Annotated in this window: 18 protein-coding genes; 15 read left to right on the top strand and 3 right to left on the bottom strand. The window is 72.0% G+C overall.

What is annotated here, in order from left to right; genetic code table 11:
* Positions 1-72 precede the first annotated feature (72 nt).
* The 7 genes from U2P90_RS12940 (at position 73) to U2P90_RS12910 (ending at position 9,175) form a co-directional block, all read left to right on the top strand.
* On the top strand, positions 73-2,010 hold the full coding sequence (locus tag U2P90_RS12940; protein ID WP_322472447.1) for an N-acetylmuramoyl-L-alanine amidase family protein: 1,938 nt from the start codon (positions 73-75) through the stop codon (positions 2,008-2,010).
* A 51-nt stretch (positions 2,011-2,061) separates the two neighbouring features.
* Entirely contained in the window at positions 2,062-2,778 is a 717-nt protein-coding gene (locus U2P90_RS12935; RefSeq protein WP_322472446.1) for an SDR family oxidoreductase, read from the top strand.
* Positions 2,779-2,825: 47 nt separating this feature from the next.
* Complete coding sequence (smpB, locus tag U2P90_RS12930; RefSeq protein ID WP_295815480.1) at positions 2,826-3,257, top strand: SsrA-binding protein SmpB; 432 nt, start codon at positions 2,826-2,828, stop codon at positions 3,255-3,257.
* The gene (locus tag U2P90_RS12925; RefSeq protein WP_322472445.1) at positions 3,257-4,660 is read left to right on the top strand and encodes an N-acetylmuramoyl-L-alanine amidase family protein; all 1,404 of its coding nucleotides are present in this window, start codon (positions 3,257-3,259) and stop codon (positions 4,658-4,660) included. Before smpB ends, U2P90_RS12925 begins: the two co-directional genes overlap by 1 nt.
* Positions 4,657-5,199 carry a GerMN domain-containing protein gene (locus U2P90_RS12920; RefSeq protein WP_295815484.1) on the top strand — a complete coding sequence of 181 codons (543 nt, stop codon included), beginning with the start codon at positions 4,657-4,659 and terminating at the stop codon, positions 5,197-5,199. Before U2P90_RS12925 ends, U2P90_RS12920 begins: the two co-directional genes overlap by 4 nt.
* Positions 5,200-5,301: 102 nt before the next feature.
* Entirely contained in the window at positions 5,302-8,601 is a 3,300-nt protein-coding gene (locus U2P90_RS12915; protein WP_322472444.1) for a chromosome segregation SMC family protein, read from the top strand.
* A gap of 82 nt (positions 8,602-8,683) precedes the next feature.
* A complete protein-coding gene (locus tag U2P90_RS12910; RefSeq protein WP_322472443.1) occupies positions 8,684-9,175 on the top strand; it encodes a hypothetical protein in 492 nt (163 codons plus the stop codon).
* A 58-nt stretch (positions 9,176-9,233) separates the two neighbouring features.
* On the opposite strand, the gene U2P90_RS12905 is transcribed toward U2P90_RS12910, so the two are convergent.
* A complete protein-coding gene (locus U2P90_RS12905; RefSeq protein ID WP_322472442.1) occupies positions 9,234-10,679 on the bottom strand; it encodes an alpha-amylase family glycosyl hydrolase in 1,446 nt (481 codons plus the stop codon).
* 65 nt (positions 10,680-10,744) lie between these two features.
* On the opposite strand from U2P90_RS12905, the gene U2P90_RS12900 reads away from it, so the two are divergent.
* Complete coding sequence (locus U2P90_RS12900; protein WP_322472441.1) at positions 10,745-11,026, top strand: cupin domain-containing protein; 282 nt, start codon at positions 10,745-10,747, stop codon at positions 11,024-11,026.
* Positions 11,027-11,049: 23 nt separating this feature from the next.
* On the opposite strand, the gene U2P90_RS12895 is transcribed toward U2P90_RS12900, so the two are convergent.
* Positions 11,050-13,524 carry a phosphoenolpyruvate carboxylase gene (locus tag U2P90_RS12895; RefSeq protein ID WP_322472440.1) on the bottom strand — a complete coding sequence of 825 codons (2,475 nt, stop codon included), beginning with the start codon at positions 13,522-13,524 and terminating at the stop codon, positions 11,050-11,052.
* A 111-nt stretch (positions 13,525-13,635) separates the two neighbouring features.
* On the bottom strand, positions 13,636-14,421 hold the full coding sequence (locus U2P90_RS12890; RefSeq protein ID WP_295815495.1) for a TIGR00282 family metallophosphoesterase: 786 nt from the start codon (positions 14,419-14,421) through the stop codon (positions 13,636-13,638).
* A gap of 172 nt (positions 14,422-14,593) precedes the next feature.
* Between U2P90_RS12890 and U2P90_RS12885 the strand changes: the two genes are divergently transcribed.
* The 7 genes from U2P90_RS12885 to U2P90_RS12855 all read left to right on the top strand — a co-directional run bounded on the left by U2P90_RS12885 (position 14,594) and on the right by U2P90_RS12855 (position 22,873).
* Entirely contained in the window at positions 14,594-15,166 is a 573-nt protein-coding gene (locus tag U2P90_RS12885; protein ID WP_322472439.1) for an antibiotic biosynthesis monooxygenase, read from the top strand.
* A 45-nt stretch (positions 15,167-15,211) separates the two neighbouring features.
* Positions 15,212-15,694 (top strand): universal stress protein, encoded by a 483-nt coding sequence (locus tag U2P90_RS12880; protein ID WP_322472438.1) that lies wholly within the window; start codon positions 15,212-15,214, stop codon positions 15,692-15,694.
* Positions 15,695-15,775: 81 nt separating this feature from the next.
* Complete coding sequence (locus U2P90_RS12875) at positions 15,776-18,340, top strand: U32 family peptidase (protein WP_322472437.1); 2,565 nt, start codon at positions 15,776-15,778, stop codon at positions 18,338-18,340.
* 154 nt (positions 18,341-18,494) lie between these two features.
* A complete protein-coding gene (locus U2P90_RS12870) occupies positions 18,495-19,019 on the top strand; it encodes a DUF402 domain-containing protein (RefSeq protein WP_295815501.1) in 525 nt (174 codons plus the stop codon).
* A gap of 81 nt (positions 19,020-19,100) precedes the next feature.
* Entirely contained in the window at positions 19,101-20,369 is a 1,269-nt protein-coding gene (locus U2P90_RS12865) for a glucose-1-phosphate adenylyltransferase family protein (protein WP_322472436.1), read from the top strand.
* A gap of 36 nt (positions 20,370-20,405) precedes the next feature.
* Positions 20,406-21,182: an ABC transporter ATP-binding protein gene (locus tag U2P90_RS12860; RefSeq protein WP_322472435.1), complete on the top strand. Its 777-nt coding sequence runs from the start codon at positions 20,406-20,408 to the stop codon at positions 21,180-21,182.
* On the top strand, positions 21,179-22,873 hold the full coding sequence (locus U2P90_RS12855; RefSeq protein WP_322472434.1) for a putative ABC transporter permease subunit: 1,695 nt from the start codon (positions 21,179-21,181) through the stop codon (positions 22,871-22,873). The genes U2P90_RS12860 and U2P90_RS12855 overlap by 4 nt, the downstream gene beginning before the upstream one ends.

The raw sequence follows: 22,873 nt of genomic DNA, 5'->3' as shown, positions 1-22,873 counted from the left end.
CGGCCCAGCATACGCCCGCGCCGCGTCCGGGTCGGCTCATTTCCGCCCGCCACCCGCGTGCTACACCGGCGTATGCGCCTCCCCCCGCGCCTTCTGGTCCTGCTGCTGGCTGCCCCCGCCCTGCTGTCGGCCGCTCCCTCCGGTGCTCCTGACGTGTTCGTGGCGTATCCGGAGAACGGCGCGACCGTCGCCTTCGACCACGTGATCCTGGAGGGCAGTGTCCGTCCCGGCGGCGACCTGCGGATCGGCGGTGCGGCCGTGCCGGTCGGGCCGGACGGCCTGTTCATGGAGTGGTGGCCGTTGCGGCCCGGTGTGAACACCCTGACGCTGGTCACCACCCGCGCCGGGCGCACCGGTACCCTGACGTGGCGCGTGACCCGCACGGTGCCGCGTACCCTGCTGGCCCGACCGACCGCCATCGAGCCGGGCAGCGTGCTCCCCCGGTCGGCCGTGACGTTCTGGGACGCCGTGAACGACACCCCGGCCGAGCGGGCCGTGAGGATCGAATTCCGGGGGTCACCCGGAGGCCGCGCGGCGTACCGGCTGGCCGGCAGTCCGCCGGTGCCCATGCTCGAGGGGCCGGCCGGGACGTACCGCGCGGTGTACACCCTGCCCACCACGGCGCGGCTGCTGGACGCCGCCGTGGGTGTCACCCTGACCGGGCCGGACGGCCGCACCGTCACGGCCACGGCCCCCGGCCGCGTGACGAGCACACCGGCCGGCCCGCGCGTCGCCACGCAGCGGCCCGGCACGGTGCGGGGGCTGGCGCTGAACGACTCGCAGACGCTGCTGACCGATCTGGATGGCCTCGCCCGCCTGTACCCCCGGGACGGCATGACCTTCACCGCCGTGGGCCGCGTGGGCGAGGATCTGCGCGTGCGCCTCGCGCCGGGGGTGCCGGCCCTGGCGACGGCCGCGCAGCTCGACCTGTCGCTCGGTTCGGTGCTGGCCGCGCGGGGCGGCGCGGTCACCGTGGACGGCGGCACTGAACTGGCCACGGGGCCCGCCGCACCGCTGCCGCTGCTGGCCCAGGTCTCTGCGGCCCCCGACGTGTCCGACGTGCCGCAGGTCGCGGGAACCCCTGAACTCGCCCCGCTGCCGATCCGTCCCGCCCCGCCGGCACCCGCATCTCCCCGTGCCGGCGACCTGCGCGTGCGGGTGCCGCTGGGCGGCGTGCGGCTGCCGTACACGCTGGAGCAGCGGTCGGGCGGTTCGCAGCTCCTCCTGACGCTGTACGGCACCCTCACCGCGCCGCTGACCGGGCTGTCCGGTGTGGCCGATCCCCTGCTGCGCAGCGTGGAGGTGCAGCCCGGTACCCCCGGCGTCACGGTCGTGACCCTGACCCTCGCCCCCGGCCAGGCGTGGGGCTTCCAGGCCGGCTATGACGGAGGTGATCTCCTCGTCACGGTGCGCCGGCCACCGGTGCTCGATCCGGCCCGGCCCCTGAGCGGGCGCGTGGTCGTCCTTGATCCCGGCCACGGCGGCACCCAGAAGGGCGGGGCCGGGAGCCTACGGGTGCCGGAGAAGAACCTCGTGCTGCCCATCGCCCTGCGGGCGGCCACCCTGCTGCGGGCACAGGGGGCCACGGTGGTGCTGACCCGCACCACCGACGTGACGCTGGGCCTGTACGACCGGGGGATGATCGCCGAGACCGCCCGCGCCGACCTGCTCGTCAGCATCCACGCCAATGCCCTGCCGGACGGCCGCGATCCACGCGGCATCCGGGGCCCCGAGGTGTACTTCTCGCACCCGCAGGCGCAGGGCGTGGCCGCGTCGATCCTGGCGGGCCTGCGCCGCACGCTGCCGGAACTCGGCCCCGGCGAGGGCCTGAAGGGCGCGGCCGACCTGGCCCTGACCCGGCCGACGGCGCAGCCCAGCGTGCTCGTCGAGACCGCCTACCTGACCGATGCCGGGAATCTGCGCGTGCTCCAGAGCCCGGCCGGACAGGAGCGGCTCGCCCAGGCGATTGCGGCAGGGATCGCGGATCACTACGCGGCCCAGCTCCGGTAGACCGTTGCCTCGCCTCCGGTCTGGGTCACGGGTGCATGGTACGTTCGCGCCATGACGACCGACGCAACGAAGTCCAGAAAGACCGCCTTCATCACCGGGGCCAGCAAGGGCATTGGCGAGGCCGTGGCGCAGGCCCTGGTAGAGGCCGGGTACGCCGTGACGATCACCAGCCGCAGCGACCGCGAGATCACCGCCGCCGCCGAGAAGATCGGGCAGGGCACGCGGGGAGTGGTCTGCGACGTGAAGGATCCGGCCGCCGTCCAGCGTGAGGTCGATGCGCACGTGGCGGCCTTCGGCGGTCTGGACGTGCTGTTCGTGAACGCGGGGGTGGGGCACTTCGCCAACGTCGAGGACATGACCCTAGAGCAGTGGCAGGACGTGATCGACACGAACCTCAGCGGCGCGTTCTACACCATCAAGGCCGCGATTCCGGCGCTCAAGGCCCAGGGCGGCTACATCTTCACCCTCTCCAGCCTGGCCGGGAAGAATCCCTTCGCGGGCGGCGGCGCGTACAACGCCAGCAAGTTTGGCCTCAACGGCCTGTCCGAGGTGCTGACCCTGGATCTGCGCCACCACGGCATCAAGGTCACGCAGATCATGCCGGGCAGCGTCGCCACGCACTTCGGCGGGCACACGCCCAGTGACGCCGATGCGTGGAAGATCCAGCCCGAGGACATCGCGCAGCTCACGGTGGATCTGCTGGCGATGCCCGCCCGGACGCTGCCCAGCCGCGTGGAAGTCCGGCCCAGCCAGCCGCCGCGCAAGTAGGCCGCTCCTCCGGATGAGGGACGGCGGCCCGCGGCCCGCCTGCTAGAATGCCGCGCGTGTACACGAACCGCCGCGCCCAACATGAGTACGAACTGCTCGATCGGTTCGAGGCGGGCATCGTGCTGACCGGCAGCGAGGTCAAGAGTGTCCGTGCCGGCGGCGTGGACTTCCGCGACGCCTTCGCGCGGCTTCAGGGCGGCAACATCGAGCTCGAGGGCCTGTACATACCCACCTACACCCAGGCCACCTACAACAACCACGAGCCCCGGCGCACCCGGCGTCTGCTGCTGCACCGCGAGGAGATCGGCAAGCTGCGGCGCGGGCTGGAGCAGAAGGGCCTGACCCTGGTGCCCACGCGGCTGTACCAGAAGGGCCGGGTCTTCAAGGTCGAGGTGGCCCTGGCGCGTGGCAAGAAGCTCCACGACAAGCGCCGCGCCGAGGCCGACAAGACCATGCGCCGGGAGCTGCGCGAGCTGTGATGGCGGGGCGCACGCGGCGTCTCGGCGTCCGGTGGCGGCTGGCGGTGCTCGGCAGCACCCTGGTCGCCGGGGTGACCCTGGCGGGACTGGGCGGGGCGCAGGTGACGTTCACGCAGCTGAAGCTGGCCGGCCAGACGGTGCAGAGCATCCAGCTGTACGGTGCGGAATACGCCAGCGAGACCATCCTGGGCCGCGTGCTGCGGATCACCCGCGACGACCGCCTCGTGACCGTGACCGGTTTCGGCCATACCCTGCTGTTCCCGCTCGACGAGGATCAGCAGCGGGCGACCACCGACTTCAACACCGTGCAGCTCGACACGGCGCGCCGCCGGGCACGCACGGCCACGCTGGTGAATGGAAACCTGTATCTGCCGCTCGACACGCTCGCGGCCGGGCTGGGGGCCAGCTACGCCAACGGGGCCTTCACGATCGCGCCGGCCCAGCTGCTGGGCGTCAGCAGCCGCGCCGGCCGGGACAGCGACCGGCTGGTGCTGGACCTCAGCCGGGACGTCGAGGTCATCGACGAGCAGCGCGGCTCGGGCGTGGTGCTCACCCTGCGCGGTTTGAGCGGGCAGGCGCGGCGCTACACCACGCGCGGCGCCTTCGTTCCATCGGCCGAGGTCAAGCAGGTGGGGAGCGACGTCACCGTGACCGTGCCGCTGCCGGCCTCGGACGGCTACCGCACCTACAAGGTGGTGCGCGACACCGGCGTGCGGGTGGTGCTGGACGCCGGCCCCGGCATTCCGCGCAGCAGCCCGGACCTGCTCACGCGGGTCACGCGGCCCCTGATCGTGCTCGACCCCGCCCGCGTGCCCGGCGTGGGCCGCGACGTCACGCTGGACGTGGCCCGCCGCGCCGCCGAGCTGCTCACCAAGGCGGGCTGGCGCGTGCAGGTCACCCGGGATCCCGGCAGCGCCCTGAGCCTGGAGGACACCCTGAAGCTCGCGCGGCAGAGCGACGTGTTCCTGGCGCTGGATCTGGGCCGGTTCCCGAATTCGGCCCGCAGCGGCGTGACCGTGTACGAGCAGACCGGCCGGGCCAGTGCCCAGATCATCAACGACATCCGCGCGGGGCAGGCCCCGCCCTACGGCACGCTGGTGGTGGCGGGTACCGGCAGCTCGCGGCGGCTGGGCGACCTGCTGCGTGGCGAGCTCAAGGGCGGCGGCGTGACGGCCAAGCAGGAGAGCACCTCCCGCGTGTTGACCCTGGGCGAGGCCCCACAGGCGGCGCTGCTGCTGGAGCTCGGGTGGGCGAACAACGCCACGGATCTGGCGAATCTGGGGGTCGACGGCCGTCTGAAGATCATGGCGGACGCCGTCGCCCGCGCGGTCGCCACGTACCTGACCGCCCGGGCGAACAACAACGCGAACGTCTCGGCCACCACACCGGAGGCCCGGCCATGAGGCGGGTGCTGTCGCTGTTCAACGTGCTGTGCGCGGCGCTGCTGGCGGTCGCGGTGCTGGCCTCGCAGGCGGTGCAGCGCGTCCCGCCCACGCCCGAGCCGCCGGCCCTGCAACTCGCGGAGCGCTCGGTGCTGAGCGTCAAGGTGTACTTCACCGACCCGCAGGTGCAGCGCGTCCTGCCCGAGACCCGCACCATCCAGGTCACGCAGCGCAACCCGGCCGCCGTGGCGCAGGCGTCGCTGGCGGTGTGGGCGGCCGGGCCGGCGCAGTCCGGGCACCTGGGCGCGGTGCCCCGGGGCACCGCCGCGCCGAAGGTCTACCTGCGCGGCACGCACTACTTCGTGGATCTGCCCGCCGCGTACGGCAACCTGCGCTACGGCACCAGCGGAGAGCGCATGCTGCTGTGTACCATCACCCGCACCCTGCTGGAGACGCGCGGCCAGGACGTGACCTTCGTCCTGAACGGGCAGCCGGTCGAGACCCTGGGCCACATGGATCTGCGTGAGCCGTTCACGCGCCAGGACTGCGCGGATCAATGAGGGGCGGATCAGTGAGGGGGAGGTCAGGTCAACCGCTCTGAGGGTCTGACGGTGCGGATTCGTCTCGCCCTCTGACCTCCAGATCTGCTGACTGCCGGTTTCATGCTGCACTCAATCACCCTCCAGGGCTTCAAATCCTTCGCCGACCGCACCCGCCTGGAGTTCGGCCCCGGCGTGTGCGCCGTGATCGGCCCCAATGGCAGCGGCAAGAGCAACGTCGTGGAGGCGCTGCGCTGGGCCACTCACCACGCGCGGGCACGCGAACTGCGGGCCGGGCGCGGCACCGAGCTGATCTTCCACGGCAGCGGCGGCAAGGCGCCCCTGGGGCTGGCCGAGGTGCAGGTCGAACTGCAGACGGAGGCCGGGCGCGTGAACCTCGCGCGGCGCGTGTACCGCGACGGCACCGGCGAGCAGGATCTGAACGGCCGCGCCGTGCGCGTGCGCGACGTGCAGGGCGCCCTGCGCGGCACCGGCCTGGGGCCCGGGGGGCTGGCGGTGATCGGCCAGGGCGAGGTCAGCGGGGTCGTGCAGGCCGAGGGCCGCACGCTGCTGGGCTATGTCCAGGAGGCCGCCGGCCTGTCCCGCGCCGTCAGCGCCCGCCAGGAGGCCGAGGCCCGGCTGCGCGAGGCCGACACCCACCTGAATCAGCTGAACCTGATCCTGGGCGAGCGCGAGGCCGGGGCCGTGCGCCTGGAACGCGCCGCCGACGCCGCCCGCCGCCACCGTGCCCTGAGCGCCACGGTGGCGATGCTGGAGGATGCCCTGCGCCGCGAGCGCCAGCTGGCCCTCCAGCGCGAGATCCACGCAGCCCAGGCCGACGTGGCCGCCATGGAGGCCCGCAGCGCCGCGCTGGGGGCCGAGGTGCAGGCGGCGGCCCGCGCCGTCGAGGACGCCCGAGAGGCCGCGCAGGAGGCCCGTGCCCGTCGCGATGCCCACGCCGGTGCCCTGGAGACCCTGCGGGCCGCCCGTGAGGCCGCGGCGCAGGCGGCCCGCTACCGCGACCATCTGACCCAGGAGGCGGCGGCCCTGACGGCCGAACTGGCCGCGCTGCCGGTGGAACCCCCGGTGGGGGAGGCCCCGGATCTGGCCGCCCACGAGACTGCTGCCGCGCAGGCACGCATCCACGCCGAGACGGCCGAGCGTCACCTGCGGACGCTGGACGATGCGGTGGCCCGCGCCCGTGCCCAGGCCGCCCGCGCCGCCGAGGCCCACGCCCGCGAGGACGCCAGCCGCGACACGCTGCGCGCCGAGCTCGACCGCGCCGAGGGCAACCTGGGGCAGGTGCTGGAGTCGCTGGACGCCGCCCGCGAGCGGCTGACGCTGGCCCGCCATGCCCGCGAACATGCCGAGGCCGCGTATGCCGCCCTGCGCGATGAGCGCGAGGCCGCCACGGCGCGGGATCGTCACCTGAGCGGTGAACTGTCGCGCCTGCAGGCCAGCGTGGCGCCGTTGCGCCGCGAACGCGAACGCCTGGAAGCGGCCCTGAACTCGTATGCCCGCTACGGCGAGGGCGCCCGCAACGCCCTGCGGCTCGACCATCCGGGCATCGTGGGGTCGGTGGCCGACCTGTTGACCGTGCCCGCCGAGTACGAGGTGGCCCTGGGAGCGGCGCTGGGCCGCCGGCTGGAACAGGTCGTCGTGCAGCGGGCCGACGACGCCCGCGAGATCATTGACGAACTCAAACGGTCGGGGGGCCGGGCGACCTTCCTGCCGCTCGACCTGATCCGGGCCCGGCCCCGCCGCGACGGACTGCTGCTGCGCGAGGCCGGCGTGCTGGGCAACCTGGCCGACCTGTGCCCCAGCGATCCGCCGCTGGTCGCCGAATCGATCCTGGCCGATACGCTGGTCGTGGATGACCTGCGCACCGCCAACCGGATCGCGCGGGCCCACGCCAGCCGCCCCCGGCTGGTCACCCTGGACGGCGAACTGGTCGAGCCCGGCGGCGCGATCACCGGGGGCCGCCAGCGCGACGGGGGCGGGGGCGTGCTGGCCGACCAGCGGCGTTTCCAGGAACTCGACGCGGAACTGGAGGCCACCGACACCCAGGGCGTGACCCTGAACCGAGCGCTGGAGGACGTGCGCGCGTCGCTGGCGGCCAGTGTCGAGCGACACGACACCGTGCTCGCCGCCCGCGAACGCGCCGCCCGCGAGGAACACGACGCCGAGCGCCGCGTGACCGAGCTGGACGCCCAGGCCCGCAGCCTGGACGCCAACCGCGAGCGCCTGCTGACCCGGCTGACGCCGATGCCGGCCCCGCCGGAGGCTGCCACCCCCCTGCCGGATCTGGAGGCCCTGGACGCCGATCTCCTGGCTGCCCGGCACGCGGCTGAACAGGGCCGGGTCGCCGAACGCGCCGCCGCCGAGACCCTGGCCCTGGCGCGCGAACTGGACGCCGCGTGGCGGGCCCACCGTGCGGCGTCCACGCGCGCGGGTGCGCTGCAGGCGCGGCTGGACGTGAACGCGCAGTCGGCCACCGCTCAGGGCACCGCCCTGGACGCCGCCCAGGCCGAGGTCGCCCGCCGCGAGACCGCACTGGGCACCCTGGACGAGCACGAATTCCCCCGCGCCGAGCAGGCCCGCGAGGCGGCGGCGCTGGCCTACGCGAATCTGATCGGCACCCAGAACGCGCTGCGCACCCGCCTGGACGAACAGCGCCTGCTGATCGCCCGCCGCCAGGGCAGCGTGGAGGACATCGCCCCTGGCGTGCTGCCCCCCGGCACCCCCCGTGAGTGGACGGCGACCCTGACCCGCACCCGCGCCGAGCTGGACGCCCTGGGGCCGGTGAACGCCCGCGCCGAGATCGAGCACGCCGAGGCCCTGGCCACCCTGGATGCCCAGCGATCCGAGGTGCAGGACGCCATGAGCGCCGCCACGGAACTGCGCACCCACCTGGCCGAACTGGAGGCCGCCGAGGGCACCGCCACCCGCGCCGCCTTCACCCGCGTGAACGCTGCCTTCCGCGAGTACAGCGCCGAGCTGCTGGGCGGCGACGGCGACCTGGAACCCGAGGAGGACGCTGGCGGCCGCCTGACCGGGCTGCGCCTGGCCGTGCAGCCCAGGGGCAAGCGCACCCGCTCCATGACCCTGCTGTCGGCCGGGGAGCGCACCATGGCCGGCCTGGGCTTCCTGTTCGCCCTGAACCACGCGGGCGGCGAGGGCAGCGCCGGCGGCCTGCCCCTGGCCGTGCTCGACGAGGTCGATGCGCCGCTCGACGAGGCCAACATCCGCCGCTTCACGGCCTTCCTGACCCGCTTCAGCGAGCGCGGGGCGCAGTTCCTGCTGGTCACGCACCAGAAGGCGACGATGGAGGTCGCGCAGGCGCTGTGGGGCGTGACCACGGATCAGAGCGGCGCGAGCCGCGTCCTGAGCATCCGTCGCCCCGACGAGGTGCGGGCCGGCTGATCCGGGACGCCGCGTTCACGACCGAGCCGCGCTAGAGTGCCCACAGACGACCGATCCCGTTCCTCCCCCCGCGAGACCACCCATGCCACACACCCCAGACCCTGTCCAGACCCTCCGCGACCACATCACCGCGTGGCAGCGCGGCGAGACGACCCGAGACGACCTCATCCGCGTGTTGCTGCGTGTGCCGCCGGAAGACGGACAGGTCGTCCACGACGTCATTCACGACCTGTGCGGCGGGGACGTCCTGCCCGGCACCACGCACGGCACCACCGCCGACGACTGGCGGGCCGAGCTGATGGCCTCGCGTGCCCGCACGTGGCGCGTGCCGGAGGTGGCCGGGCTGCTGGTCGGCCCCGAGGTGCTGGTGCTCACGGACGGCCGCACGGGCGCGGTACTCCGGGAGTCCGGCACCCAGTGCCTGCCCGCCAGCGTGTGCGCCTCCATGATGCTGCTGTGCGAGACCATCGTCATGGCGCACACGGCGCTGGATCAGGAGGAACTCCTGAAACTCCAGCGCCAGCGCGTGGACGCCACCTCCACGTCGCTGTCGGAGATCGACCGCATTCCCTGAGCTGGAGCAGGTACGAGGACGCCGGGTTGAGCTTCCCCGGCGTCCTCACTGTTTCGTATCAGGGCAGCACGAAGGCCGCCGCGTCCTGTGGCGGCAGGCTCAGGTGCAGGTAGCCGCCGCTCACGCTGACCTTCGCGTCCTGCCCGGCGAACAGGGTCTTCGTGGCGCGGATGTCCGCTGCGCCGAGCTTCAGCCCCGCGAGTTTCAGGCTGTACGTTTCACGGGTCTTGCCGCCGTGCCACGCGGCGAGCACCCGCTGACCCTGCACCGTGCGCGTGAACAGCAGGAGGTTGCCGGCCTGCGCGTCCGGCACGTTCAGCAGCGCCAGCGTGCCCCGGCTCAGGGCCGGACTGGCCTTCCGCGCGGCGATGGCGTCCCGTGCCACGTCGTACACCGCCCTCTCGTCGGGAGTCCACTGATTCTCGAAGCGCATCTGGCGGCGGTTGTCCGGGTCGGCCCCGCCGCGCTGTGCGATCTCGGTGCCCTGCCACAGCACCGGGACGCCGCGCAGGGTCATCAGGGCCCGCAGGCCGTACTTCGTGCGTTCCCGGCCCACGTCCTCGAACAGGCTGCCCTGGGCGAAGCGGGGAACATCGTGGTTGTCGAGAAACAGCGCGACCTCGCCGGGCCGGGGCAACTCGCCCTGACGCTCCAGCACGGCCCGCACGGTGTCCAGCCCCTGTCCGCCCATGATCGAACTCTTCATGGCCGCCTGCATGCTGAACAGGAACAGCGAGTCCAGGCCCGCCTTCTGCCAGTCCGCGACGGTGCCGGTGTCAGCGTCGTACCACTCGCCCAGCGTCCACGTACCGGCGGCCCGGTCGCGGGCGAACAGCGTTTTCAGGAACGGCCCTTCCACGTGCTTGATCGCGTCGTAGCGGTAGGCGTCCACGCCCTGGGTGCGCCAGAAGTCGTCCGCGCCCAGCAGTACGTCCGCCACCTCGGGGTTGCTCTGCTTCAGGTTGGGCAGACCGGCCAGGGGACAGTCGATGTCCTTCTGGGCGCTCGCCTGACACTCGGCGTCCGTGGTGAACCACTGCGGCCTGACCTTCACGGCGGCGGCCTCGTAGCCGTAGTGGTTGATGACCTGATCGAGCACGACCTGCATTCCGCCCCCGTGCGCCGCCTTCACGAACGCGGAGAAGTCCGCGAGCGTCCCGAAGTGCGGATCGACACTGCGGAAATCGGCGGGCCAGTACCCGTGGTACGGCGCGGTGCCCGACGTGTTCGCCGTCTGCTGCTGGTACACCGGCGTGAGCCACACCGCCGTCGCGCCCAGCGCCCGGATATAGTCCAGTTTCCCCGTCAGGCCCGCGAGATCGCCCCCATGCCACGCGCGGGGATCGTCCAGATTCACCCCCTGGTTGTTGGCGGGATTGCCGTCAGCAAAGCGGTCCGGCATGACCTGATAGATGACCTGACCCTCGAAGGAGGGAAGGGGAGCGGTCTGCGCACCGGCCTGAACGGAGGCGAGCAGCGCACCCAGCAGCACGAGTGAACGCATACCGCGCATGCTAGAGCGTCTGCCGGCCCTTGCGTCCGCACGCCGCGCGGCGCACCCTGGACGGCGTGGACTCCCTCTCCCTGAAGCCCGGTGAACGTGCCGACCTGCCCGGCCTGCCCGCCCAGGTCGGCACCCTTCACTTCCCGGCCGGTACGGTGCTGCCGCCCACCTCTCACGAGCAGGACGAGATCAGCTTCATCCTTGCCGGCGTCCTGCAGGCCGAGAGCGGCGGCCAGCGCACCACGCTGCGGGGCGGCGACGTGTCTTTCATCCCGGCGGGCGAGCGCCACAGCGCGGTCGTCGAGGAGGCCGTGACCCTGAGCTTCGTGCTGCTGGCGCGTCGGTAACGGCCTGCTGAGGGGCGCTGGCATCAGCCCGTGTTGCGCACCCCGGCCGCAATCCCCTGGATGCTGAGCAGCAGCGGGCGCTCGAACTCGTCCAGGCCGCCGTCGGTGGCGCGGGCGCGGCGCAGCAGTTCCACCTGGATGCGGTGGATGGGGTCGATGTATGGATTGCGCAGGCTGATGCTCTCCTTCAGGCGCGGCTCGTTGCCGAGCAGTTCCGCGCCCACCACGCCGGACACCAGCGCCACGGTCTCCTGATACGCGGCCCGCAGCTGATCGGCCAGGGGGTGCTCGCCGGTCAGGCCCAGGTACTCGTCGAAGATCAGCGGGTCGCTCTTGGCCAGGCTCATCTGCGCGTTGTCGAGCACGGTGCGGAAGAAGGGCCAGCTCGCGTACATCTCACGGGCGAGATCCACGCCGATCTCGGTCAGGCCCTCGCGCAGGCCGTACCAGCCGGGCAGGTTGGCCCGGTTCTGTGTCCAGCTCATGACCCAGGGAATGGCCCGCAGGTTGCTCAGGCTGGGCGCACCGGGCCGCCGCACCGGGCGCGACGCGATGTTCAGGCGGGCGATCTCGTGGATCGGCGTGACCTGCTCGAAGAAGGGGATGAAGTCCGGGTGATCAACGAGGTCTCGGTATGCGGCGGCACTGGCCTTCGCGGCGCGCGTCATGGCGTCCGTCCATGCAGGGTTCAGGTCGTCGTCGCGCCGGGCGGCGGCCAGCAGCAGGCCATACAGCGCCTGTTCCAGGTTGCGCCGCGCCAGGATGGGGTGCGAGTACTTGTCGGCCAGCGCCTCGCCCTGCTCGGTGATGCGCAGCCCGGCGTCGATGGTGCCGGCCGGCTGCCCCAGGATCGCGCGGCTGGCCGGGCCGCCCCCGCGCCCGATGCTCGTGCCGCGCCCGTGGAAGAAGCGCCAGCGGACGCCCGCCTTTCGGCACACGTCGCTGACACGTCGCTGGGCCTCGTGCAGCGCCCAGTTCGCAGCCAGGAACCCGGCGTCCTTGTTCGAGTCGCTGTACCCCAGCATGATCTCCTGCACGCCGTCGCCCAGCACCGCGCGGTACTCGGGCAGGCTCAGCAGTTCCCACACGACGTGCGGCGCGTTGTCCAGGTCATCCAGCGTCTCGAAGAGCGGCACGGGCAGAATCCGGAAGCCGACCTCGCGGGCCAGCAGCAGCGGTTCGAGCACGTCGCTGACCGACTCGGACATGGACACGATGTAGCGCCCGAACGCCGCCGGCCCGACCTGCCGGGTCGCCCGCTGCACCTCGCGGATCGGGCCGATGGCGGTCTCCAGGTCGTCCGGCAGCGCCTCGCCGGCCGGCCACAGCGGGCGGCGGGAGCGCAGTTCGCGGGCCAGCACCTCCTGTTTGGCATGTTCTGGCAGGGCCAGATACTCGGCCTCCACTCCCGCCTCGCGCAGCAGGGCCGCGACCGCCGCGCCCGTCTGCGCGGAGTGCTCGCGGACGTCCAGGCTCACCAGATGCTGCCCGAACACCCGGGTGATCACCAGCAGCGGCGTGAGCAGCGTGTCGGCCGAGCGGTGCTGCCCGTCGGCGTGCAGCTGCTCGTGCAGCGCCTCCAGCCGGGCACGCAGCTCCACCGGCTGCCCGTCGCGCACGGCGTTGTGCAGGGCGCGCAGTTCGTCGCGGTAGCCCTCATGGCCCCCCTCCTCCTGGCTCAGGTCGGCGTAGGCCTGCTTCACGGCATCGAGCAGCAGTTCCCGTGCCCGCTCGCGGTGCACTTCCAGCGCCTCGCGGGTCGCCTCGGGCGTCACGAAGGGGTTGCCGTCGCGGTCGCCGCCCATCCACGACGAGAAGCGCACCGGCACCTCGGCCTCGGAGTCCACGCCGTACACCTGCTTGAACGCCCGGCGCAGGTCGCGCTGCAGTTCCGGCAGCGCCCGCGCGATGCTGGTGATGTAGTTCAGGCCGCCCTTGACCTCGTCCAGCACGGTGGGCTTCAGGCGGCGCAGCTCCGGCGTCGTCCACATCGCCTCGACGTGCGCGGTCACGCGGTCGAGTGCCCCCTCGTCCGACAGATCGGGGATGGCGCGGGCCACCTCGACGAGGTGGTTGCGGATGGTGCGCCGGCGCATCTCGGTCGGGTGCGCGGTGAAGGTCAGGCCCAGATCCACGCGCTCGATCAGCGCCTCGACGTCGGCGGCGCTCAGGCCCTGCGCCTTGAGGTCGGTCAGCGCCTGCTCCAGGCTCTGGGGCCGCACGCCCGTGACCGACCGGAGCACCCGCACCCGCTCATATTCCTCGGCCAGGTTCACGAGCTGGAAGTACCACGTGAAGGCCCGCGCCAGATTCCCGGCGTCCTGCCCGGACAGCCCGCGCAGCATGGCGTTCAGCTCCGCGTCGTCGCCGCCGGCCCGGACGTCGCGCACCAGCGCCCGCGTGCGTTCGACGAGGTCGAAGAAGGCCTCGCCCTCCTGCTCCTTCAGTACCGTGCCCAGCGTGCGGCCCAGCAGATTCACGTCACTCCGGATACTCATGGCCTCAGTCCTCCCCACCCACCGTGGTGCGCGTGGGTCTGTCGCGTGCGGTGATCCGGCCCCGGACGGGCCGACGTGTCGCGGCTGACGGGAGACATCCCGCCCGGCCGCTCACTCCTCGACGTAACGGTAGCGCTCAATGCCCACCGCTCGGCCGTCCTCTATCTGGACAAACACGGCATTCAGCTCCGCCCGCCCCGAGGCCACCCCGAAGCGGTGCGGGCGCTCGGTCAGGAACTTCTGGATGGGAGCGGCCGCGTCCGAACCGATCACGGAGTCGTGCGGGCCGGTGAAGCCCACGTCGGCCTGGAACGCCGTGCCGCCCGGCAGGAGGCGCGTGTCGGCCGTCGGGACGTGGGTATGGGTGCCGATCACCGCCGCCACCCGGCCGTCCAGGTGCCATGCCAGCGCCTGCTTCTCGCTGGTCGCCTCGGCGTGCATGTCCACGAACACCGCGCCCAGGTCGTCCCGCGCCAGCAGGTCATCCATGGCCCGGAACGGATTGGCGACCGCCTCCATGAACACGCGCCCCAGCACGTTCACGACCGTCAGCCGCTCGGTGCCGCCCGGCGTCGTCACGTCGAAGCTGCGCCAGCCCACCCCCGGCGCTCCCGGATCGCTCAGGTTCAGGGGCCGCACGATCGGATACTTCAGTTCGTCACCCATGAGCGCGTAGATGTCCTTGTGGTGCCACGCGTGGTTGCCCAGCGTCAGGCAGTCCGCGCCCGCCGCCAGCGCTCCGTCGGCGGCGTCGCGGTGCATGCCGAAGCCCCCGGCCGAGTTCTCCATGTTCACGATGGCGAACTCCGCCTGTTTCCTCAGGCCCGGCAGCTGGGCGGCCAGCACCCGGCGACCCGGCTGGCCGAACACGTCCCCCACGAACACCACACGCATCATGCCGGGCAGCGTAGCGCGTGGGCGCGGGTGGCTATGCTGCCCATGTGATACAGAATTCAGGTGAGCCGAAGGCGAACCCGAGCAAAGCGAGTATGAATGACATGCGGAACAGGAGCTATGGAGGGACATGCCGATCTTCCCACGGCATGTTCTGGAATTGCGGAGGTTCCGCATGACGCTGCCCACCGTGACGCTGTCCGATTCCCCGCCCACCGATCCCGTCACCCTGGTGGTGCGCCGCCGCATCCGTTCCGGCCAGGAAGGTGCCTACGAGGCGGCACTGACGCGCCTGAGCGAGCTGCTGGCCCGTGTGCCCGGATTCCGGGGCACCGGCATCCTGCGCCCGTCGGGCGGCAGCCGCGAGTACACCGTCGTGGCCCGCTTCGATTCGCTGACCAGCGCCGCCGCGTGGGAACTGTCGCCCGAGCGCACGGCGTGGCTGGACACCATCGCGGACCTCGTGGACGATCAGCTCAGTTTCGAGCGGCAGCCGGGGCTGGACTTCTGGTTCACGCCCCCTGCCGCGCCCACCCTGCGCCAGCCGCCCCGCTGGAAGATGGCCGTGCTGACCCTGCTGGTGCTGTACCCGGTCAGCGTGGGGATCACGCTGCTGCTGTCGCCGCTGACGGGCGGCTGGCCGCTGGGGGTGCGGGCGCTGGCGCAGATGCTGCTGGTCGTGCCGGCCATGACGTATCTGTTCATGCCGGTGGCCACGCGGGCGGCTGGGCGGTGGCTCACGCCGTAACTCGCCCGTAATGCTGCAGGCGGATGGTCTGGTCAGGAGGACTCCATGACACGCATCCTGGTCACGACGGACGGCAGCCCCCTCGGTCACCTCGCCCTCGACCACGCCCACCCGCTGGCCGACGCCCTGCACGCCGACGTGGTCGCGCTATACGTGCAGGTCGACCCGGCCCTTGCCCTGGCCGGCGAGTTCGCGTATGTTCCGCCCGCGGATCCCGTGGCCCTGACGGCCGAGGCGGACGCCATGGGCGCCGAACTCCGTGCCCGCTGCCCCGGCGCGCGCGTGCGTGTGGAGGACGCCCACGGGCTGGGCGTGCCGCAGGTCATCCTGCGCGCCGCCACCGCAGAGCACGTGGACCTGATCGTCATGTCCACGCACGGGCGCAGCGGGCTGGGGCGCATGCTGCTCGGGTCGGTCGCCGAGGGTGTCCTGCACGCCTCGCCGGTGCCGGTGCTGCTCGTCCGGGCCGGTCAGGTTCCCGCGCCGTGGTCGTCGGAACCGGTCGGCGTGGGCGGCAGCGTCTGCTGAGCACACAGGCCGCGCGTCCCGCCGTCAAGTGTGGGACGCGCCGCTGGCTCCCCACCGCGTGACCCGCTACACTGGCGCGTTATGCCCAGGCCCCGCGTGAAACCTGAAGTGATGAGCCCTGTCGGCGGTGACGCCCAGCTGCGGGCCGCCGTGGAGGCCGGTGCCGACGCCGTGTTCTTCGGTGTGAACTTCGGACACGGGCGGGCCGACGGCGCCGGGGCCGGCTTCCATGCCCGTGCCAAGGTGGGCTTTGATGCCGACGCGCTGCCCGACCTCATGCGGGGGCTGCATGAACGTTGCGTGCAGGCGTTCGTCACGTTCAACGTGCTAGTGTTCGACCGCGAACTGCGGCAGGCCGAGCGTCAGATCATGGCCCTGGCCGAGGCCGGCGTCGATGCCCTGATCGTGCAGGATCACGGCGTGGCGCGGCTGATCCGCGACATCTGCCCGGATCTGCCGGTGCACGGCAGCACCCAGATGAGTGTCACGTCGGCCGAGGGGGCCGAACATGCCCGGCGCTTCGGCGCGAGCCGCGTGGTGCTGGGCCGGGAACTGAGCCTGCGCGACATCGAGCGCATCGCGAACCAGACGGATCTCGAACTGGAGACCTTCGTGCACGGGGCGCTGTGCGTGTCCTACTCGGGGCAGTGCTTCTCCAGTGAGGCGTGGGGGGGGCGCAGCGCGAACCGGGGCCAGTGTGCCCAGGCGTGCCGGCTGCCCTACGACCTGTACGTGGACGGAGAACGGCGTGACCTGGGCGACGCCCGCTACCTGCTGTCGCCCGGCGACCTGTACGCGCTGCACCAGGTGCCGGAGCTCGTGCGGATCGGTGTGAACTGCCTGAAGATCGAGGGCCGGTACAAGGACGCCGAATTCGTCGCCCTGACGACCGCCGCGTACCGGAAGGCCGTGGACGAGGCGTGGGCCGGACTGCCCCTGAGCGTCACGCCCGCCGAGGAGCAGGATCTGGAGCAGGCGTACTCGCGGGGGCTGGGGCCTCATTTCATGGCGGGCACCAACCACCAGACGGTCGTGCGCGGTCGGGCCCCCCGGCACCGGGGCGTGCGCGTGGGCACCGTGACCGGCACCACCGAACGTGGCGTGCTGGTGGCGCTGGAGGAGGCCGTGAAGCCCGGCGACGGTCTGGTCTTCGATCCCGCCAACTGGCGTGCCCCGGAAGGGCGCGAGGAGGGCGGCTTCCTGTACGGCCTGTGGCGGGATGGCCGGCAGACCGAGGACGTCCGGATCGGGAGTGCCTACGAACTGCGCTTCGGGCGCGGCGCGGTCGATCCCGCCCGCGTGCGGGTGGGCGACCCGGTGTGGCGCACGCACGATCCGCAACTGGCGGCCCGCGTGAAACCCCTGGTCGACGCCGCCGATCCCGTCCATACCCGCCCGGTCGCGGCGCACTTCCGGGGACACGTGGGCGAGCCGCCCGCCCTGACCCTGACCGACGACCACGGCCATCGCGTGACCGCCACCCTGCCGGACGCGCTGGCCCCGGCCCGCAACCGCGCGCTGGACGACACGATGCTGCACGAGCAGCTCGGGAAACTGGGCGGCACCGGGTATCACCTCCAGGCCGTGACCACCGATCTGCGCGGCGAGGGCTTCCTGCCGGTCAGTGCCCTGAACGCCCTGCGGCGTGACGCCGTGGCGCGGTTGACCGATGCCCGTGGGCGTGCTCCACTCCGGCAGATCGCGCCGCACCTCGACGCCACCCTGGCCGCGCTTCCCGCTCCGTCCCGGTTCCCGGACTCCGACGCCACCCGCCTGCACGTCCTCGTTCGCACGCCGGAGCAGCTGGACGCCGCGCTGGAGGCCCGGCCCGACTCGATCACGCTGGACTATCTGGAGCTCTACGGCCTGAAGCCCAGCGTCGAGCGGGTGCGGGCCGCCGGGATTCCGGTGCGGGTCGCCAGCCCGCGCATCCTGAAACCCACCGAGCAGAACCTCCAGAAGTTCCTGACCGGGCTGGACGCCGGGATTCTGGTGCGCTCCGGCGGTCTGCTGGAGGGGCTCCAGGGACACGCGGGCCAGGAACTGACCGGCGACTTCAGCCTGAACGCCGCGAACGTCCTGACGGCCCGCGCCCTGCTGGCACTGGGCCTGACCCGTCTGACCCCCACCCACGACCTGAACGCCGCCCAGATTGCAGAGCTGGCCGGGCTGGTCGGGCCGCAGCGGCTGGAGGTCATCGTGTACGGGCACCTGCCGGTCTTCCACACCGAGCACTGCGTGTTCTGCCGGTTCCTGAGCAGCGGCACCGACTACACCAACTGCGGGCATCCGTGCGAGTCTCACCGGATCGCCCTGAAGGACGAACGCGGCGTGCAGCACCCGGTCATGGCCGATGTGGGCTGCCGCAATACCGTCTTCGAGGGCCGTGCCCAGATCGGGGCCGCCCATCTGCCCGCGTGGCACGCCGCCGGCCTGCGCGATTTCCGCGTGGAGTTCGTCCACGAGACCCCGGATCAGGTCGCGACGGTCATGGCCGCCCACCGCGCCTACGTGGCTGGCGAGATCGGCGCCGCGGCGCTGACCCACCGGCTGGATGCCGTGACCAGTCAGGGCGTCACCGAGGGCAGCCTGTTCGTGCCGCCGGACTTCGGCACCCTGGAGCCCCTCCCCCTGATCGGGGTCTGATCGTCGGCCGGATCTTCAGGATGGGTGAAGATCCGGCGTGTGGCCTGCCGCCGGGGGAGCCCGCTCCTGACCGGGTGGACAGGTCGATCCGGGCCGCCTCCCCCGATCCGGCGGGGCCTCATCCGCGGCTCCGGCCCGCCCGCTACGCTGGGTCATGCAGCGAGACGCGCACCCGGTCAAGATTGAACGGCACGACGTCCACGCCCGCGAACACCACACCAATACCGGGTGCCGCCCGGTGCAGCACTACCACGAGACACCGCACGGGCTGTACGTGGCCCGGCCGTTTGTGGCGCACCCGCGCGTCCGGTACTGGCAGGCGCATCTGCTGCCCGAACATCATCTCGTCGTGTGTCGGTACGATTTTCACGACCGCCGCGAACACGACTATTACATCGACGTGGCCCAGATCACCCGCGAGGGTGACGTCTGGACCGTGCGCGACCTGTACCTGGACATCGTGCTCCACGACGGCCTGATGGCCGAGATCATCGACACCGAGGAGCTGCTGGCCGCCCGCGACGCCGACTACCTCACCGAGCGCGAGATGCACCGCGCCGTCACGGTGGCGCACGACACCCTGGCGACCCTGGCCCGTGCCCGCTACAGCCTGCGGGACTGGCAGGACGCCCACGGCCTGACCCTGGCGTGGCCGGCCAGACCGGTCGTGACGGCGTGATCGACAGCGTGACCTGAACTTCAGGGTCAGTGAGCCTCGCCTCAGCCAGTGGATACGCATGGCAGGCAGACTGCCGGTCACATGGCCCGATTCTCTTCCCGCAGTCTGAGTAGCCTCCCCGCCGGGCGCGGCACCCGCGTGGCCGGCAAGAAGGTGCTGGTGCTGATCCTGGCCGGGGGCAAGGGTCAGCGGCTGGGCGTGCTCACCCACGAGCGTGCCAAGCCGGCCCTGACCTTCGGCGGCACGTACCGCCTGATCGATTTCGCCCTGAGCAACTGTATGCACAGCGGCCTGTCAGACGTGTGGGTGCTGGAGGAATACCAGCTGCACACGCTGAACGACCACCTGACCAACGGACGGCCGTGGGATCTCGACCGCACCCACGGCGGGCTGGAGGTGCTGCCCCCCAGTCCCGACACGCTGACCGGCACCCTGGAGGACGCCGGGAACGCGGATGCCCTGCACGCGAACCGGCACCTGATCCGCTCGTACGCGCCGGACGTCGTGGTCGTGCTGTCGGCCGACCACGTGTACACGCTGGACTACGGCGACGTGATCCGCCACCACCTGCAGGTCGGGGCCGACGTCACGATGGTTACGACCGACCTGCCCGACGGCGAGGACGGCCGGCGCTTCGGGAACGTGGCCGTGACCCGCAGTGGGCGCGTGAAGCGCTTCGACTACAAACCGGACGAACCGCGCGGCGGGCAGATCACCACCGAGGTCTTCGTCTATGACGCGCCCGCGCTGCTGCGCACCCTGGACGACCTGCGCCGCGACACCCCGGCCGGGAGGGGCCTGGGCGATTTCGGGCACGCCCTGATTCCCGCGTTCGTCGCGGCGAAGACGGCCCACGCCTTCCCGCTGGACGGCTACTGGCTGGACGTGGGGCTGCCCGGCGCGTACCTGCGGGCCCATCAGGATCTGCTCTCGGGGCGCTCGGTGGCGCTGGACACCCCGGACTGGCCGATCCTGAGTTCCAGCATTCCCCGGATGCCCGCGTGGCTCGCGGGGGAGGCCCGCGTGTCGGACAGCCTGATCTCGTACGGCTGCCGGGTGGAGGGCCGGGTGACGCGCTCGGTGCTGTCGCCCGGTGTGACCGTCGAGGCGGGTGCAGTGGTCGAGGACGCCGTGATCCTGCGTGACGCGACCATCCGCGCCGGGGCACACGTGCGCCGCGCCATCGTGGACGAGGAGGCCGTCGTCGCGGCCCGGGTGGACGGTGGGGACGGTGTGGCGGTCATCGGGGCGCGGGCCCACATCGCCGCTCCCATACGCGGCGACATGCAGGTGGAACCGGGCCGGCGCTGGCGGCGGGGGTCGCGGCCCACGGTCACCGGCGACGTGTGACCTCTGCGTCAGACGTGGCCCGGTACGCTGCGCCACGTGATCGACGTCAGCCACTACACCAAGCGGTACGGCCGGCATGAGGCGGTCAGCGACCTCAGTTTCAGCGTGCAGCCGGGCGCGGTCTTCGGCCTGCTGGGCAGCAACGGGGCGGGGAAGACCACGACCATCCGCGCTCTGGTCGGCCTGACCCGCCCGAGCAGCGGCACGGTGCGTGTGCAGAATGTCGACGTGTGGCGGGAACCCGTGAAGGCCAAGGCGGCCTTCGGGTACATCCCGGATCGCCCGTACCTGTACGGCAAGCTGACGGCCCGTGAACTCCTGCGCTTCGTGGCGCAGCTCTACCGCGTGCCTGCGGCTGATCCGGAGATCGACCGCTGGCTGGAGTTCTTCCGCCTGAGTGATTTCGGCAACGAACTCATCGAGACGTACTCGCACGGCATGCGCCAGAAGGTCGCCATCATCGCCGCGCTGCTGCCCGATCCACCGGTGCTGATCGTCGACGAACCCATGGTGGGCCTCGACCCGCACGCGGCGCGGCAGGTGCGTGAGCTGTTCCGCGCCCATGCCGACCGGGGCCGCACGGTGCTCCTGACCACCCATTCGCTGCCGCTCGCGGAGGCCGTGTGCGACCGGCTGGTGGTGCTCGACCGGGGCAAAGTGCTCGGTGAGGGCACCATGGACGACCTGCGGGCGCGCACCGGCACGGCGGCCGGCGGGGTGCACGGCGACAGCCTGGAACGCATCTTCTTCCGCCTGATCGACGAGGAGCAGCAGGAGGAGCTGCGCCGCCGCGAGGCCGCGCCGCACGCATGACGACCACGCCTGCGCCCGTGCCGGTGACCCGTGTCCGGCCCCCCAGCCTGCTGTCCCTCAAGGTGACCACGCTGCGGCACACGCTGGAGCGGGCCTCGAAGCCCGGCCTCGCGCTCCTGATGCTCCTGGGCGTGATGCTGGTGTGGGCCGAGGTCTACGGCGTGTGGCGGGCCCTGACCTTCCTGGGCACCTTCGGGGACATCGGCACCAATGTCTTTGCCCGCGTGCTGGAGATCGGCCTGATCACGCTGTCCAGCGGCGTGACCTTCAGCGCCACCACCGCCGCGATCAGTACGCTGTACCTCAGCGACGACCTGAACTTCCTCCTCACGCAGCCGCTCGCCACGTGGCGGGTCTTTGCCCTGAAGGTCAGCGAGACCTTCCTGAACGCCGCGCTGGTGCCGGTGTTCCTGACCGTGCCGCTGCTGCTGACCGTCGCCGTGTATTTCCACGCGCCGTGGTGGGCGTACCCGGTCATGATCCTCGCGGCCATCCTGACCTTCGCCGCGCCGGTGGGGCTGGGGGCACTGCTCGCCGTGGGGCTCATGCGTGTCGCCCCGGTCGGCCGCGTGCGCGAGGTCAGCACCGCGCTGGGGGTGCTCCTCAGCGCCGGGCTGGTGTACGCGATCCGTGCCCTGCGCCCCGAGGTGCTGGTGCAGAAGATGCAGGATCCCACGAAGGTCGAGGCTCTGCTGCGCGATTTCGCCGGGCCGTCCAGTCCGCTGCTGCCGCCCTCGTGGGCCGCCCAGGGCATCTGGCAGGCCGCACACGGTCAGCTGGCCGCGGCGCTGCTGCCGCTGCTGGTGCTGACGATTGGACTGTTGCTGGCCGCCACCATCCTGGCGACGAAGGCGTATCAGGAGGGCTGGGCACGTGCGCTGGACTCCAGCACGCCGAAACTCGATCCCACGCCGAAACGTGCCCGTGTCATCGAACGCCTGCTCTCGCGCCTCGGCCCCGGTGGCAGCCTGGCCAGCAAGGATCTGCGTGTCACGCTGCGCGACCCGACGCAGTGGAGCCAGCTGCTCGTCGTCGCCGCGCTGGCGGGCGTGTATCTCGTCAGCGTCCGCGCCGTCCCCATCCCCATCCCGCAGTTCCGGGGCATCCTGGGCTACATCCAGCTCGCGTTCCAGGGCTTCATCATCGCCGGGATTGCCGTCCGGCTGGCATTCCCCGCTGTGTCCACCGAGGCGAGGGCCTACTGGCTGCTCCGCACCGCGCCCATCGCCCCCCGGCAGATCGTGGTCAGCAAATTTCTGGGCGTCCTCCCGGTCACGCTGGTCGTGGGACTCGTGATGGGCGTCGCCAGCGCCGTGTCCATGAGCCTCGGCCCCACGCTGCTGCTCCTGAGTGTGCTGGTCAGTCTCAGCAACGCCCTGGTCATCACCGCGCTGGGCGTGGGTCTGGGCGCAGCGGCCCCGAAGTTCGACGCCGACAATCCTGCCGAGATTGGCGTCAGTGCCGGGGGGCTGGCCTACATGGGCCTGAGCCTCGCGTACAGCGTGCTGTGTCTGCTGCTGCTCGCCCGGCCCGCCGCCGGGAGTGTCCTGCGCCCCGACCTGTATCCCGGCTTCAGTGCGCTGGGCACGCCAGAAGGGGTGCTGGGCCTGATCGGCCTGGGGCTGGCGACCGTATTCGGAACGTGGCTGAGCCTGACGTTGGGGTGGAAGAGGCTGGACGGGCTGGAGTGA

Source organism: Deinococcus sp. AB2017081, assembly GCF_034440735.1.
Lineage (GTDB): Bacteria > Deinococcota > Deinococci > Deinococcales > Deinococcaceae > Deinococcus > Deinococcus rufus.
The sequence above is the reverse complement of the archived record's forward strand: the minus strand, read 5'-3'. Positions and strand labels throughout refer to the sequence as shown.

Bases quoted from the DNA above. Each gene is read 5' to 3' on its own strand.
- U2P90_RS12885 (WP_322472439.1), top strand. From the start codon at position 14,594: ATGACGCTGCCCACCGTGACGCTGTCCGATTCCCCGCCCACCGATCCC.
- U2P90_RS12905 (WP_322472442.1), bottom strand. From the start codon at position 10,679: ATGCGTTCACTCGTGCTGCTGGGTGCGCTGCTCGCCTCCGTTCAGGCC.
- U2P90_RS12910 (WP_322472443.1), top strand. From the start codon at position 8,684: ATGCCACACACCCCAGACCCTGTCCAGACCCTCCGCGACCACATCACC.
- U2P90_RS12925 (WP_322472445.1), top strand. From the start codon at position 3,257: ATGGCGGGGCGCACGCGGCGTCTCGGCGTCCGGTGGCGGCTGGCGGTG.
- U2P90_RS12865 (WP_322472436.1), top strand. From the start codon at position 19,101: ATGGCCCGATTCTCTTCCCGCAGTCTGAGTAGCCTCCCCGCCGGGCGC.
- U2P90_RS12880 (WP_322472438.1), top strand. From the start codon at position 15,212: ATGACACGCATCCTGGTCACGACGGACGGCAGCCCCCTCGGTCACCTC.
- U2P90_RS12890 (WP_295815495.1), bottom strand. From the start codon at position 14,421: ATGATGCGTGTGGTGTTCGTGGGGGACGTGTTCGGCCAGCCGGGTCGC.
- U2P90_RS12940 (WP_322472447.1), top strand. From the start codon at position 73: ATGCGCCTCCCCCCGCGCCTTCTGGTCCTGCTGCTGGCTGCCCCCGCC.
- smpB (WP_295815480.1), top strand. From the start codon at position 2,826: ATGCCGCGCGTGTACACGAACCGCCGCGCCCAACATGAGTACGAACTG.
- U2P90_RS12855 (WP_322472434.1), top strand. From the start codon at position 21,179: ATGACGACCACGCCTGCGCCCGTGCCGGTGACCCGTGTCCGGCCCCCC.
- U2P90_RS12895 (WP_322472440.1), bottom strand. From the start codon at position 13,524: ATGAGTATCCGGAGTGACGTGAATCTGCTGGGCCGCACGCTGGGCACG.
- U2P90_RS12920 (WP_295815484.1), top strand. From the start codon at position 4,657: ATGAGGCGGGTGCTGTCGCTGTTCAACGTGCTGTGCGCGGCGCTGCTG.
- U2P90_RS12915 (WP_322472444.1), top strand. From the start codon at position 5,302: ATGCTGCACTCAATCACCCTCCAGGGCTTCAAATCCTTCGCCGACCGC.
- U2P90_RS12935 (WP_322472446.1), top strand. From the start codon at position 2,062: ATGACGACCGACGCAACGAAGTCCAGAAAGACCGCCTTCATCACCGGG.
- U2P90_RS12875 (WP_322472437.1), top strand. From the start codon at position 15,776: ATGCCCAGGCCCCGCGTGAAACCTGAAGTGATGAGCCCTGTCGGCGGT.
- U2P90_RS12870 (WP_295815501.1), top strand. From the start codon at position 18,495: ATGCAGCGAGACGCGCACCCGGTCAAGATTGAACGGCACGACGTCCAC.